Genomic DNA, 13,901 nt, shown 5'->3' with positions numbered 1-13,901 from the left:
GGTGACTCGGTGACGGAGGGGTAAAAAACCGTCCAGTTCGCGGTTCCGGCCGTGGAACGGTCAGTCGGTCGCTGACTCGGCGGCCAGGTCGACGCGGTCGGAGCCGCCCCGCCCGAGTACCTTCGAGAGCCCCTCGAGCACCGTTTCCGGGGTCGCTTCCACGACTCCGTCCCGGTCGGGATCGCGAAGCCGCTCGTACCGTCGGCGGGCCGTCTCGCCCGCGAAATTGCGCTCCTCGAGCGGTCGCCGATCCGTGACGACCAGCGCCGCCGGTTCGGCCGCCTCGAGGGTCTCGAGCACGACGCCCGCCGAGCCCAGCACGGGATCGGCCAGCACCGTTGCGTCGGCGGTCCGGATCCGTTCGACGAGCGTTTCCCGGCGAGCCTCGGACAGCGCGGCGTGCGGTTCAGCCTCGATGACCTCGACCTCGACCCCGAGGCGGTCGGCGGTTTCGGTGACGACGCCCGGTGTTACGGGGCCGACGGACGTAGTAAGGGTGATCCGGCGATCGGCCCCATCGAAGGCGGTCTCGAGGCGCGCGAGCACGCCCGCGGCGGTCGTTCCCGTTCCGAGAACGTGAACCGCGAGGTCATCCCGGTCGACGTCGACGATCCGTCCGCCGTCGCCCTCGAGTCTGGCTGCGTCGGCCGACCGTTCGGTGCTTGGCTCCCGTTCGCCGGGGGCATCGGTGTCGACCGTCGCCGATTCGACGGCCGCCAGCGCATCGTCGGCGTCGGGCAGCGCCGTCACCGTTTCCGTCCCCGTCACCGGGTTCGGGGTCACCGTCGCCGTCGCGTCGAACGCGTCCGCGAGCGCCTCGCTCGTGAGTACCTCCGCGGGCGAGCCAACGCTTCTCACGCCGCCGTCGGCGACCATCACCAGTCGATCGCAGTACCGCGCAGCGAGATCGAGATCGTGGATCGCCGCCACCGCGGTCCGGCCGTCCGCGACCAGCTCGCGGACCAGCTCGAGCGTCTCGATCGCGTGGTTGACGTCGAGGCTCGCGGTCGGCTCGTCCAGCAGAAGTGCGGGCGTCCCCTGGGCGATCGCCCGCGCGAGGACGACCCGCTGGCGCTGGCCGCCGCTGATCTCGTCGATCGGGCGGTCGGCGAGTTCGGCCGTACGAGTGTGCTCGAGGGCCCGGGCGACCGCTTCGCGATCCCGGTTGGTCGGCGGCGAGAACCGCGAGCGATGGGGATGTCGCCCCATCTCGACGACGTCCCGGACGGGGAACGAAAACGAGAGCGTTGTGTCCTGCGGGACGACCGCGACGAGCCGGCTCGACTCTCGCGAGGGGACGTCGTGGACGTCGACGCCGTCGACCGTCACCCGTCCGGCATCGGGCTCGAGCGCCCCGCTAATCGTACGCAGCAGGGTGGTCTTCCCCGCCCCGTTCGGGCCGACGAGTCCGACGAACTCGCCCGGTCGAACCGTCGCGGAGACGTCCTCGAGGACCGAGAGGTCGCCGAACGAGACGGAAACGTCGTCGATGGCGATCGTCGCGGGGCCGACGTCGAACGGCGATGCGTCGCCGTGGCTCTCGTTCTCGCGGTCGCCTCTCCCACCTCCCCCGTCTCCGTCGCTCCGAACGCCGAACGGATCGATCACAGCGCGTGCACCTCCCGTTTGGTGAGCAGATAGAGGAAAAACGGCGCGCCGAGCGCGGCCGTCACGATCCCGACGGGGACGATCGGCGTCCCGACCTCGAGACCCAGCGGAAGCGGCAGGGTATCGAGTCGTGCGATCGTGTCGGTCGCGACGAGAAACGAGGCCCCCGCGAGCGCGCTGGTCGGCAGCAGGATCCGGTGGTCCGGCCCGACGATCAGGCGCATGATGTGGGGGACGATCAGGCCGACGAAGCCGATGACGCCGGCGACGGCCACCCCTGCGGCGGTGACGATGCTGGCCAGCGCGAGCAAGAGGAGTTTGGTCCGCTCGACGTCGACGCCGAGGTGGTGGGCGTCCTCCTCGCCCAGCAGGAGAACGTTCATCTCGCGTGCGTACGCGCCGAGGACGACCGTCCCGACGACGGCGACCGGCAACGCGAACGTGACGTCGTCCCAGCTACTCCGGTGGAGGTGGCCCATCATCCAGACGACCGCCTCCCGCAGGTTCTCGCCGCTGAGAACCAGCATGTACGAGATCACCGCGCCGAGAAACGCCTGGACCGCGACGCCGGCAAGCAACAGGGTGGCGACCGGCGTCCGCCCGCCCTCGGTCGCGACCGCGTAGACGAACAGCGCCGTTCCGATCGCTCCGACGAAGGCGGGGACGTGGACGCTCGAGAACGGCAACAGGGCGGGGAACGCGATGGCGGCGACCGCACCCGCCGCCGCGCCGGTCGAGACGCCGATGATCGACGGATCGGCGAGCGGGTTCCTGAAAAACCCCTGCATGACCGTCCCCGCGGCCGCGAGCGAGAAACCGACGACCGCGCCGAGGGCGATCCGTGGCAGTCGCACGTCCGCGACGATTGTCTGGTGGGCGGAGGGAACCTCGTAGGCCACGATCCCCGTGAGGTTGAGTACGGCTTTCGAGACGGTGATCGGGTCGATCCGGACGGGTCCGAGCATCGCGCTGCCGATCACGGTTCCGGCGAGGAGGACCACAAGCGCCAGCGACCAGGTGAGGATCCGTCCGGAGACCCGGGGGATTCGCATGTCTGAAACCCCGATTGCATTAGTCAAATATTTGTTGGAGTGCCGTCTGTACTCCGTCGATGCGAAAGTCACTGGTCGTTATCGTTGCGGTATCGATGGCCCTCGCGTTCACGGCCGCTCCAGCCGCCGGAGCCGGTCTGGCGGCCGGGAGCGGATCGAACGCGGCGTTGAGTGCACAGGAGTCGCCGACCTGCGAGTTCCCGTTCGAGGCGACCGACGCGACGGGCGAAACCGTCACCGTCGAGGAAGAACCCGACGCAGTCGTCGCCTTGCAACCAAGCGACGCACAGACGATGTTCGAGATTGGCGCAGCGGACAAGGTCGTCGGCATGCCCGTCGGGCAGTACACCGCCTACCTCGAGGCCGACGAGGACCTCGACATCACCGAGGACGACGGCCTCACGCCGATCGCCGAGGAAGTGATCGCCGAGGAACCCGACGTCGTCCTGGCGGCCAACACCCTCGAGGACGACGCCGTAGTCGACCAGCTACGTGACGCCGGGCTGACCGTCTTCGTCTTCCCGACCGGCGAGTCTCTCGACGGCGTCGCCGAGAACATCCGCTGGACCGGCGAGATCACCGGCGAGTGCGAGGGAGCCGAGGAGACCCTCGACTGGATGGACGAGACGCTGGCCGACATCGACGACGCCGTCCCGTCGGAGGACCGCCCGCTGGCTTACTACGAGATGGGCGATGGCTTCACCGCCGGCGAAGGGACCTTCTCCCACGAACTCCTGACGACGGCCGGCCTCGAGAACCTCGGCGCGGAGATCGGTATCGAGGGCTGGCAGATGGTCGACGACGAGCAGGTCATCGAGGAGGATCCCGACTGGATCGTCTACGGCGAATCCTGGGGCGAACCGCCGGTCAGCGAGGGCGTGATGGAGACCTCGGCCTACCAGAACGAGCGGTTCGTCGCGGTGAACGATCAGTACATGAACCAGCCCGGCCCGCTCGTCGTGGTGGCGATCGCCGAGATGGTCCACGAGGTCCACCCCGACGCCTACGAGGAGGCCGGCCTCGCCGACGACGATCGGATCGCGGAATACGGCGACTTCTCGAGCGACGACGAGGGTGAGGGCGAGGGCGATGGTGACGAGGCCGACGGCAGTGATAACGCCTATGCCGACGAGTCGGGCTCCGAAACGTCGGACGAGGACGAGGAGGATACCGGCGACACCGAGGCCGACGACACCGCGGAATCGGGCGACTCCATCCCCGGCTTCGGCGTCCCGGTCGCCGTCGCCGTCCTCGCGATGCTCGCGGTCGTCGGAGCCGCTCGCTCCGCTCGAGGAACGTAACCCGCTTTCGCTTTCTTACCCAGTTCCGTCGCGAGCCACGGCCGATCGGGGGACGCGGAGTTCACAAGCGTTTACTCGTCGGCCTGCACACACCAACGCATGGTCGAGAACGTTATCTGGCCCGCTTACCTCGACGCGTCGCTCTCCCGCTCGGAGGGCCGTCGCGTCTCCGAGGACCTGGCCGTCGAGGAGCCGACGGTCGACGAGATCGCGAAAGCCGTCCAGCAGATCGGATACGACGCCACGATAGAGCGGGACAAGTCCTACTCCCGCGAGCACTGGGCCCAGCGGGGCCGGGTCGTCGTCCGCGGAGCCGACGACTCGACGAAAAACGACCTCGTCCAGGCCGTGGCAGCGTACGTCGCCGCGATGCGCGAATGAGCATGCGTCGCGTCGGCACCGTCGTTCGAACGGCACAGGGGCTCGCGGTGTTGCGGGCCGACGAGAGCGACGGGGACGACGACCGCTTCCGGAACGAAGTCGGCACCCCCGTCCTCGACGACTCGCTCGAGGAGGTCGGCCGCGTCGTCGACGTCTTCGGTCCCGTCGACCGACCCTACCTGGCCGTCTCACCCGACGACGACGTTCATCTCCCGTCGCTGGTCGGTGGGACGCTGTACGCCCGATAATTCCTCGCTTCTCGAGTCCGGTCAGGGAAGTTCGCCATCCGGATCGTAGCAGTTGAACCGAGTGTGTACCGACTGGACGATCTCACCTTCCGGATCGACCACCTCGAGGTCGAAGTCCCCGTGCTGTGGCGGCGCGCCGAGCCGGACGGCGTACAGCTCGCCATCCTCGTCGAAGGCGGGATCGATATCCGGCTCGAGGGCGCTCATCTCTCGGTTGTCCCTGATCGGCACGTCGGCGACGAGGTCGCCGTCGCGGTTGCGCACGACGACCGCGTCGGCCGACTCGTCGGTTGGTGCGTCGGCGTCGACGAGGATCCCGAGTGCGAGTTCCTCGTCACCGCGAATCACTTTCGCGCGTTCGAGGGGACCGTCCTCGAGGTTTGCACCCTGACTGGAACACCGGGCGATCGCTTCGTCGCTTCCGAGGCAACCGGCGGCCGCGATCGGTACGCCGGCAGCGAGTGCGGTGACGAAATCGCGTCGCGATATGCTGGAGGGCACACCCCGCTGTACGTGCTAGAGTTTCAACATTTCTTCGATCCTGTCCCTTGTATTCGGTAACTCGACGCTAGTGATAACGGGGACTGCGTTCGAACCGGCCGGCGATCTACTCGGCGATCCGCTCGGCGTCCGCCCGCCAACGAAAACACCCATACGACCGGGGTGCAAACGGCGCGCTATGAACGATCGGACGCGCATTCTCGGGGCCGTCGGCGTGACGGTCCTCCTCTTCCTCGGCGTGCAACTCGGCGCGCTGGCGTTGATCGAACCCTTCTACGAGTCCGAGCGCCAGGCCGTCGAGAACCCCGAGGACCCGACCAACAGCGTCGTCTACTTCGGCATCATCCTCGCCGCGACCGCGCTCATGCTCGCGGCGTTCAAGTTCGACCAGCAGTGGCTGATCCGCGCGCTGATCGTCGGCGTGAGCGTGATGCTCTCCTGGTTCGTCTTCAGCGAGTTCGTCCCGCCGACGGTGACCGTCGGCTCGGTCAACGCCCTCGCCGCCCTCGCGGCGGCCGGCGTCGGAGCCGCGCTCCTCCTCTATCCCGAGTGGTACGTCATCGACCTCACCGGGATGTTGATGGGTGCCGGTGCGGCCGCGCTGTTCGGCATCAGCTTCGGCCTCCTCCCGGCGCTGCTGTTGCTGACCGTCCTCGCGGTCTACGACGCGATCAGCGTCTACGGCACCGAACACATGCTCGACCTCGCGGAGGGCGTAATGGACCTGAAGATCCCGGTCGTGCTCGTCATCCCGACGACGCTGTCCTACTCCTACCTCGAGTCGGGCGCGGGCGAACCCGAGACCCTCGAGTCCGACGGGGACGGGGCCGCCTCCGACGGCGGTGCCGACCGGAGTCTCGAGGCCGACGGGGAGATGGATCCCGAACTCAAGCCGGATCCCTCGGTGTCGGGCGACGGGACCGAGGATGCGGACGCGGACGAGGACGACGGAGAGGAACTCGAGCGCGACGCCCTGTTCATCGGGCTCGGCGACGCGGTCATCCCCACCATTCTGGTCGTCAGCGCGGCCTTCTTCCTCGAGGTCGGTACGCTCGGCCTCCCCTGGATCGCGCTGAACCTCCCCGCACTGGGGGCGTTGCTCGGCACGATCGTGGGGCTGCTGGTACTCATGTACATGGTCCTGAAGGGGCGCGCCCACGCGGGCCTGCCGCTGCTCAACGGTGGCGCCATCGGGGGATACTTGCTCGGCGCGCTCGCGAGCGGGCTGTCGATCGCGACCGCGCTCGGTTTCTAGTCGCTCTCCTCGAGATTTACCTCGACGCCGTCCCCGTGTTCGATCGCCTCGATCAGCGTGTCGATCCGTTCGGCCTCGGCCTCCCGATCGAATCCCGTCTCGTCGGGGTAGACGCCGACGACGACGAGGTGATCACCGCCCCGATCCGGGCGCGCGACGTCGACGACGACGTCGATCGTGACCTCCTGGATGGTCGCTTCCCCCTCGAAAGTCTCGACCGTCGTCGTGTCGCCCAGCACCGGGACCGAGCGGCGACCGACGGGATCGTCGCCGACCTCGAGTTCGCCGTACCGGTCCTGGACGCGTTCGGCGATCTCTGCGCGGTTCATGTCGCCGACGGGATTGAAGTTCTCGCCGGCGACGCTGACCTCGGGGGTCGTCAGGAGACCGAAGACGCCGGCCTCGACGCCGTCCGTGTTCCCGTCGTCCTCGCCGTCGTCTTCGCCGCCGCCGAACGGGTCCAGCGGGAGGTCGATCGTCCGGACGTACTCGCTGGCGTAGTTCGTCACCTCGACCGTCTCGCCCGCCACGGATTCCGTCCTGACGGACTCTTCGGTCCCGCGGTAGTCGTACCCGACCTCCGTCGCGACCGACTCGGGAACGATCGCCGGCGACGCCGATACCGTCGTTACCTCCTCGAGCAGGTCGCCGAGACAGCCGGCCGAGGCGACGACGCCGCCGGACGCAAGCGCGGCGACGAACTGCCGTCGGTGCATATCGCCACCTCGACGTTCGGCGGGATAAGTCTCGGGCAGGCTATCACGCCCGTAGATGGACTCGTAGCGGAGGTTGGAGAAGGGGACTCGAGCGGGGCGGAGCGGGGCGGGGAGGGCCGAGGTCTGGTGCTGATACCCAGTCAGTCGCCGTCGGACCCGTCCGGTTCCGGCTCGCTGTACGTCCTCGGATCCGGTGCCGGCGGCACCCCGTCGCCGTCACCCGGCTGTTCGGCGAGGTAGGAGAACTCGCCTTTCCCGTCGGGCGCGGGTCCCTGGGTCCACGGGAAGCCCGGATCCTCCTGGGGATCCCGGCGCGTCGAGATGAACGCGTAGTTGACGTCCTGATTCTCCTCCTCCTGTGGGAAACTCGCCGGCACCGGGATCGGGTCGTCGAGGCTCTCGAGGGCCTCGAGCCACTGGTTCTGGTGCATCGTGTCCCGGGCGATGAGATAGGAGAGCATGTCCTTCATCCCGGGATCGTCGGTGTACTCCCAGAGGCGGGTCGCGAGGGTGCGGCCGGTCGCCTCGGCCATCACGTTCGCGTAGAGGTCGCCCGCGAGGTTCCCCGAGGCGGCGACGTAGGCTCCGTCGAACGGGACGCCGTTGCTGTCGACCGGCATCGCGGAGAGTCCGGACGAAAGGAACTGCCGGGGGTTCTGTCCGGTCATCGCCGCGGCGGCGGCCGCCGTCTGCTCCGTTTCCTCGCGCATCTGCCTCGGCGAACCCCGGAGGTTCTTCGTGACCGCCGTCGCGAGCATCTCGATGTGGCCCAGCTCCTCGGTGGCGGTCTCCATGAGCAGCTTCCGGTAGGCCTCGTACTCCTCGGGCAGCGCCCACGCCTGGAACATGTACTGCAGGGCGACGCGCATCTCGCCCTCCTGGCCGCCGATCGCCTGCTGGAGGAGTTTCGCGAAGTGTGGGTCCGGTTCTTCGACGGTGACCTCGTACTGTAACTCCGGTTCGTGGAAGAACATTCGGACGAACGGACATCGAGTCCGTCCATGAAGATTTCACTTGCGAACCGACGGATAATTACGATCGGTGAACTACCTTCCGGGCGTGAAAAGGTCGGTTCAGCGAAGGTCAACCCGACCCGGAACAAACCTTTTTTCGACCCTCGGTGACGGTGTCGTAGGCCGATCTCGATGCCAAAGAACCACGACACCGAAACGACCCGAACCGGACCCTCCCGGCGTCGCGTCCTCGAGTACGGCGGCGTCGCGGTAACGGGTGGTATCGTCGGCACGACGGGGGCCACTGGGGCGACCGGCGACGACGCGAACGAGGCTCCGACCGAGGGCGAATCGTCCTCATCCCCGTCCCCTCACAGTACCGTCGACGGCGCGATGTTCGCTTACCAGTACGCCCCCGGACGAGTCAGTGTCGCCGAACGGGACCTCGAGTGGCGGCCGTCGGCGCTCGCCCCGTCGTACCGGACCCACGTCGTCAGTTACGAACGGTCGCCATCGCTTCGAGCGTTCCTGTTCACGGACGGGGGGCTGTCGGCGGAAACCGACGGGAACGGATTCGACACGTTCGCCCTCCGGGACGTATCCGGTTGCCCCGCGGGATCCGGATCCGTCCCCCTGACCGGCGTCGAACTCGAATTCGAACTCGAACTCGAGCACGAGTGACGGGACCGGTGGTCGCCCGCGTTCGCACTCATGTCTCCGGTATCGCCATCACGTTCGTCGCAGTGTTCCGGTCCCGCTACCGACCCAGTAGTCACTGCTGTCGCCGCCGTCACCGTCGCTCGAGGCGACTCCCGGTCGACACCGACCGGCCGGAGGCGTCGACCGTCGCGAACCGTCCGACGACAGCCGGGGCGATCGACCACGAATGACCGACGGTAGCGAGAAACGCCGGGCGGCCGCCCGGTGTGATCGGTGCGGAACGATCGGGCTCGTCAGGATCTGGGAGAACGGCCGGATCGAACCGGTCAGCGGCCGCGGTATCTGTGACTGTGGCGATCCGGCGCTCCGGATCCTCGAGGGGGAGGAGGTCGACGACCTCGAGGACGACACCTAAGCGCCGGCGAAAAATAGGGTTCCGTTACTCAGACGGCAGCCGGTAGGTCGGCCCGTCGTCGGTGTCCTGGACCTCGATCCCCAGGGCCTCGAGTTCGTCGCGCAACTCGTCGGCCCGCTCGTAGTTGCCGTCCTCGCGTTCCTGCTCGCGGACGTCGAGCACGAGGTCGACCACGTCGCCGGCGAGGTTGGCCTCGCCCGTCGTCTCGCCGGTGAAAGAGAGTCCGAGCACGCTGCCCAGTTCCTCCAGGGCCTCGACGGCTTCGCGAAGTCCGCGGTAATCGTACTCCTCGCGGCCCTCGAGGTGGCTGTTGATCGCCGTCGCGACCTCGAGCAGCGCCGACTGGGCCTCCCGGGTGTTGAAGTCGTCGTTCATGGCCTCGCCGAACGCCTCGCGGGCCTTCTCGACCGTGGCGCGGAACTCCGCGTCTTCGACCTTCGTCCGGGCGTCCGGCGAGTCGACGGCGTCGGCGGCCGCCTCGTAGGCGCGCTCGAGTCGCTCCCAGCGTTCCTCGGCCTCGGCGATCGTCTCGTCGGAATACAGCTGGGTGCTGTTGTACGACCCCGCGGTCAGGAACGTCCGCAGGACGTTCGTACCCCAGCGTTCGACCGCGTCCTCGACGGTGACGAAGTTGCCCAGGCTCGAGGACATCTTCTCGTCGTCCATCTCGAACAGTTCGCAGTGGAGCCAGTAGTTCGCGAACGTGGCGTCGGTCGCCGCCTCGGACTGGGCGATCTCGTTTTCGTGGTGGGGGAAGACGAGGTCGCGGCCGCCGACGTGGAGGTCGAGCGTCTCGTCGAGGTGGGTCATGCTCATCGCGGAGCACTCGATGTGCCAGCCTGGCCGTCCCTCGCCCCACGGCGAGTCCCAGGTCTGGGCGGTCTCGCAGGCCTTTTCGGGCTCGGCCGCGCCCTCGTGGCGGTGTTCCTCGATCGCGTCCGCGTCGACGCCGCCGGCCTTCCAGAGCGCGAAGTCCGCGGGATGGCGCTTCTCCGAGCGCTCGTCGGGATCGCCCTGGGACTCGATCTCCTCGAGTTCCTGGTTCGAGAGCTTGCCGTAGTCGTCGAACTGCGTCACGTCGAAGTAGACCGACCCGTTCGACTCGTAGGCGTAGCCCTTCTCGACCAGGGTTTCGACCAGGTCGATGATCTCCGGGACGTGTTCCGATACGCGGGGATAGACTTCCGCCCGCAGGAGGTTCAGCGAGCGCATATCCGAGAGGGTGCGCTCGACGTAGCTTTCGGCGACCTCGCTCTCGTCTTCGCCCAGGTCGTCCTCGCCGACGCGGGCGACGATCTTCTCGTTGACGTCGGTGAAGTTCTCGACGTGACGTACGTCGTACCCGAGGAACTCGAGCCAGCGGTGCATGACGTCGACGTGGACCCACGACCGCGCGTGGCCCAGGTGGGGCGGGTCGGAGACCGTCAGGCCACAGTAGTAGAGTAAGACGTTATCGGGGTCCTGTGGCTCGAACGGCTCCGTTTCGCCCGTCAACGTGTTCGTCACGTGTAGGGTCATTACCCGTATTTGCCCCGGACGATAGTTAAACGGTGTGATGCAACTCAAATCGGCCGCTCCCGGGAGTTCGACGGTCGCCCGACGACCGGGGCCGCCTGGTGATCGACGGGAGATTTATCCGTCGGACTAGCTAGCGGATAAGCCATGAGTACTCGATCGGATCCCGCAGCGAGCGCCTTCTGGGGGGATGCCGACGACGACGTGGCGCTCGAGCGGTACCGGACGCTCGTCGAGACGATCGACGACGGGATCTATCAACTCGACGCCGACGGGCGGTTCGTCGCGGTCAACGACGTCATCGTCGAGACGGCCGGTTACGATCGTGAGGACCTCCTCGGGGAACACGTCTCCCTGCTTCTCGACGAGGACGACGTCGACGCCATCGAACGCGAACTGGCCGAGGCCGTCGCGACCGGCTGTGACGTCTCCACCTTCGAACTCGCCGTCCGGACGGCGGACGGCGACCCCCTTCCCTGCGAAGTCCGGATCTCTCCCCTGACGGACGACGACGAACTGTGCGGCTCGATCGGCGTCGTCCGTGTTCGCGGCCGCTCGGAACCGATCCGGCGCCTCGAGTCGTTCGAGGCGGCGAAACTGGAGCGATCCTACGGATCGGTCGGGACCGTCCTGGAGGAGACCAACGTCGGGGTCGTCGTCCTCGACGACGCCTGTGAGGTCAAGTGGATCGACGAGACGGCCGAGGAGTACCTCGGCCTCGAGCGCGACCGGGTCCTCGGTCGGGACCACCGATCGGTGATCGAGGGGACCGTCGCCGACCGACTCGCGGATCCGGAGACGTTCGTCCAGCGCGTGCTGGCGACCTACGAGAACGACAGCTACCTCGATCGCTTCGAGTTTCGCGTGACCGACGCAAGCGACGATCCCCGCTGGCTCGAGTACCGGAGCAAGCCGATCGAGTCCGGCGAGTACGCCGGCGGCCGGATCGAACTCTACTACGACATCAGCGACCAGAAACGGTCCGAAAGCGAACTGCGCGAGAGCCGGGAAGCGTTCCAGTCGCTCGTCGACGCCGTCGAGGAGTACGCGATCTTCCGGCTCGATCCCGAGGGGACCGTCATCAGCTGGAACGAGGGGGCGAAACGGATCAAGGGGTACGACCGCGAGGAGATCGTCGGCGAGCACTTCTCGACGTTTTACACGCAGGAGGACCGCGCGGAGGGGATCCCCGAGCGGAACCTCGAGCGAGCGACCGAGAACGGCTCCGTCGAGGACGAGGGGTGGCGCGTCCGCAGGGACGGCTCGCGGTTCTGGGCGAACGTGACGATCACGCCCGTTCTGGACGCCGACGGCACTCACCGGGGGTACCTGAAAGTGACCCGGGACATGACCGACCGCTGGGAGCGCGAACAGGAACTCGAGAGCGAACTCCAGCGGGTGCTCGGCCGTGTTTCCGACGCGTTCTACGCGGTCGACGACGAGTTCCGGTTTACCCACGTCAACGACCGCGCCGCGGAACTGCTCGACCACTCCGAGGAGGAACTCCTCGGCGAGCGTCTCTGGGACGTGTTTCCGGACCTCGTCGATCTCGACGAGGTCTGGAACGCCTTCCATACGGCCATGGAGAGCCAGGAGCCGACCAGCTACGAACTCTACTACGACACGCTGGATTTCTGGGTGGAGGCGAACCTCTATCCTTCCGAGACCGGGATCTCGGTGTACTTCCGGGACGTCACCGAGCGAGTCGAACGCGAACGGGACCTCGAGCGGACCGAACGGCGCTTCGAGGCGATCTTCGAGGACCCCAACATCCTCGTCGGACTGCTCGAACCGGACGGGACGGTGCTTGACATCAACGGAACCGCGATGGACTACGTCGACGCGGACCTCGAGGACGTGACGGACGAACCCTTCTGGGAGACACCCTGGTGGGGAGAGGGCGACGGCGTCCAGGACCAGGTCCGGGAGTGGACCGAGCGCGCGGCGGCCGGCGAGTACGTCGAGTTCGAGACCGACCTCACTAGGCCGAACGGCGACTGGTACACGCTCAACGGCGTGTTTCGGCCGGTGACGAACGACGACGGCGAGGTCGTCTCGATCATCGTCTCGGATCGGGACATCACCGAACGCAGGCGACGCGAACGGGAACTCGAGGAGTCCGAACAGCGCTACCGGACCCTCGCGGAGTACTTCCCGAACGGCCTCGTCACGCTGTTCGATCACGACCTCGAGTACACGCTCGCCGCCGGCCAGGGGTTCGACAAACTCCCGGTCGACCCCGACGACCTCGAGGGACGGAGCTTCGACGAGGTCTGGCCCGCCGAAACGACCGAGACGCTCGAGCCCGCATTCCGGGCGGCGTTAAACGGCGAGCAGCGCTCGGTCGAACTCGAGTACGCCGGCCGGGAGTGGGTGCTGTACGCGGTTCCGATCACCGACAACCGGGGCGACGTCTTCGCCGGCGTGACGATGGCCCACGACATCACCGAGCGCAAGGAGTACCAGCGGAAACTCGAGAAAACGATCGCGCAACTCGAGGAGTCGAACAAGCGACTCGAGCAGTTCGCCTACGCCGCTTCCCACGACCTGCAGGAGCCCCTGCGGATGGTCTCGAGCTACCTCCAACTCATCGAGAACCGTTACGCCGATGCCCTCGACGAGGACGGGACGGAGTTCCTCGAATTCGCCATCGACGGCGCGGACCGAATGCGCGACATGATCGACGGGCTGCTCGCCTACTCACGGGTCGAGACACAGGGCGAGCCGATCGAGCCCGTCGAACTCGATCCGATCCTCGAGGACGTTCTCGCGGACCTGCAGCTCCGGATCGAGGAGACGGACGCCGAGATCACGACCGACCCGCTCCCGCGGGTCGAGGGCGACGCCAGCCAGCTTCGACAGGTGTTCCAGAACCTGCTGGGTAACGCACTCGAGTACAGCGGAGACGAGTCCCCGCGGGTCCACGTCGACGCCGAGCGCCGGGGCGACGAGTGGCGGATTTCGGTCCACGACGAGGGCATCGGGATCGACCCCGACGATCAGGAGTCGGTCTTCGAGGTGTTCAACCGGCTGCACAGCCGTGACGACCACCCCGGAACCGGGATCGGGCTGGCGCTGTGTCAGCGGATCGTCGAGCGCCACGACGGCGAGATCTGGGTCGACTCCGAGCCGGGCGAGGGGTCGACGTTCTCGTTTACCCTGCCGGCGGCCGACGACGGGGACCGATAGTCCCGGTCGAGAGGCCGGAACAGAATTCGACGACGACGGACGATGACGGACACTCACGACCGCTTATACGTGTTTGACCGGCGCTTTTATCCCGCGTCATCCGCTTC

13 protein-coding genes are annotated in these 13,901 nt (G+C 67.3%); 7 read left to right on the top strand and 6 right to left on the bottom strand.

What is annotated here, in order from left to right; all coding sequences use genetic code 11:
* Positions 1-60 precede the first annotated feature (60 nt).
* Together BM113_RS08825 and btuC are read right to left on the bottom strand one after the other, a co-directional pair.
* Complete coding sequence (locus BM113_RS08825; protein WP_089787143.1) at positions 61-1,608, bottom strand: ABC transporter ATP-binding protein; 1,548 nt, start codon at positions 1,606-1,608, stop codon at positions 61-63.
* Positions 1,605-2,660 carry a vitamin B12 ABC transporter permease BtuC gene (gene btuC, locus BM113_RS08820; RefSeq protein WP_089787141.1) on the bottom strand — a complete coding sequence of 352 codons (1,056 nt, stop codon included), beginning with the start codon at positions 2,658-2,660 and terminating at the stop codon, positions 1,605-1,607. The genes BM113_RS08825 and btuC overlap by 4 nt, the downstream gene beginning before the upstream one ends.
* 59 nt (positions 2,661-2,719) lie before the next feature.
* On the opposite strand from btuC, the gene BM113_RS08815 reads away from it, so the two are divergent.
* The 3 genes from BM113_RS08815 to BM113_RS08805 all read left to right on the top strand — a co-directional run bounded on the left by BM113_RS08815 (position 2,720) and on the right by BM113_RS08805 (position 4,590).
* Positions 2,720-3,961 (top strand): PGF-CTERM-anchored ABC transporter substrate-binding protein, encoded by a 1,242-nt coding sequence (locus BM113_RS08815; protein ID WP_089787140.1) that lies wholly within the window; start codon positions 2,720-2,722, stop codon positions 3,959-3,961.
* Positions 3,962-4,060: 99 nt separating this feature from the next.
* Positions 4,061-4,342 (top strand): signal recognition particle subunit SRP19, encoded by a 282-nt coding sequence (srp19, locus tag BM113_RS08810; protein ID WP_007143021.1) that lies wholly within the window; start codon positions 4,061-4,063, stop codon positions 4,340-4,342.
* A gap of 2 nt (positions 4,343-4,344) precedes the next feature.
* A complete protein-coding gene (locus tag BM113_RS08805) occupies positions 4,345-4,590 on the top strand; it encodes an H/ACA ribonucleoprotein complex subunit GAR1 (protein ID WP_089787138.1) in 246 nt (81 codons plus the stop codon).
* A gap of 21 nt (positions 4,591-4,611) precedes the next feature.
* On the opposite strand, the gene BM113_RS08800 is transcribed toward BM113_RS08805, so the two are convergent.
* The gene (locus BM113_RS08800) at positions 4,612-5,091 is read right to left on the bottom strand and encodes a hypothetical protein (RefSeq protein WP_089787137.1); all 480 of its coding nucleotides are present in this window, start codon (positions 5,089-5,091) and stop codon (positions 4,612-4,614) included.
* 178 nt (positions 5,092-5,269) lie between these two features.
* On the opposite strand from BM113_RS08800, the gene BM113_RS08795 reads away from it, so the two are divergent.
* A complete protein-coding gene (locus BM113_RS08795; protein ID WP_089787135.1) occupies positions 5,270-6,346 on the top strand; it encodes a presenilin family intramembrane aspartyl protease PSH in 1,077 nt (358 codons plus the stop codon).
* On the opposite strand, the gene BM113_RS08790 is transcribed toward BM113_RS08795, so the two are convergent.
* Both BM113_RS08790 and BM113_RS08785 read right to left on the bottom strand, forming a co-directional pair.
* Positions 6,343-7,062 carry a DUF6517 family protein gene (locus tag BM113_RS08790; protein ID WP_089787133.1) on the bottom strand — a complete coding sequence of 240 codons (720 nt, stop codon included), beginning with the start codon at positions 7,060-7,062 and terminating at the stop codon, positions 6,343-6,345. The two genes, BM113_RS08795 and BM113_RS08790, sit on opposite strands and share 4 nt — an antisense overlap.
* 140 nt (positions 7,063-7,202) lie before the next feature.
* A complete protein-coding gene (locus BM113_RS08785; protein ID WP_089787131.1) occupies positions 7,203-8,036 on the bottom strand; it encodes a manganese catalase in 834 nt (277 codons plus the stop codon).
* Between the two features lie 171 nt (positions 8,037-8,207).
* Here BM113_RS08785 and BM113_RS08780 point away from each other — a divergent pair, with 171 nt between their 5' ends.
* Together BM113_RS08780 and BM113_RS08770 are read left to right on the top strand one after the other, a co-directional pair.
* Positions 8,208-8,696, top strand: coding sequence for a hypothetical protein (locus BM113_RS08780; protein WP_089787130.1), 489 nt, complete (start codon positions 8,208-8,210; stop codon positions 8,694-8,696).
* Positions 8,697-8,901: 205 nt separating this feature from the next.
* Positions 8,902-9,090: a hypothetical protein gene (locus BM113_RS08770; RefSeq protein ID WP_089787126.1), complete on the top strand. Its 189-nt coding sequence runs from the start codon at positions 8,902-8,904 to the stop codon at positions 9,088-9,090.
* 24 nt (positions 9,091-9,114) lie between these two features.
* On the opposite strand, the gene cysS is transcribed toward BM113_RS08770, so the two are convergent.
* Complete coding sequence (cysS, locus tag BM113_RS08765) at positions 9,115-10,608, bottom strand: cysteine--tRNA ligase (RefSeq protein ID WP_089787124.1); 1,494 nt, start codon at positions 10,606-10,608, stop codon at positions 9,115-9,117.
* A gap of 144 nt (positions 10,609-10,752) precedes the next feature.
* On the opposite strand from cysS, the gene BM113_RS08760 reads away from it, so the two are divergent.
* Positions 10,753-13,794 carry a PAS domain-containing sensor histidine kinase gene (locus tag BM113_RS08760; RefSeq protein WP_089787122.1) on the top strand — a complete coding sequence of 1,014 codons (3,042 nt, stop codon included), beginning with the start codon at positions 10,753-10,755 and terminating at the stop codon, positions 13,792-13,794.
* Positions 13,795-13,901: the final 107 nt, after the last annotated feature.

Origin of the sequence: Natronobacterium haloterrestre, from assembly GCF_900112205.1 — an archaeon.
Classification (GTDB): domain Archaea; phylum Halobacteriota; class Halobacteria; order Halobacteriales; family Natrialbaceae; genus Natronobacterium; species Natronobacterium haloterrestre.
The sequence above is the reverse complement of the archived record's forward strand: the minus strand, read 5'-3'. Positions and strand labels throughout refer to the sequence as shown.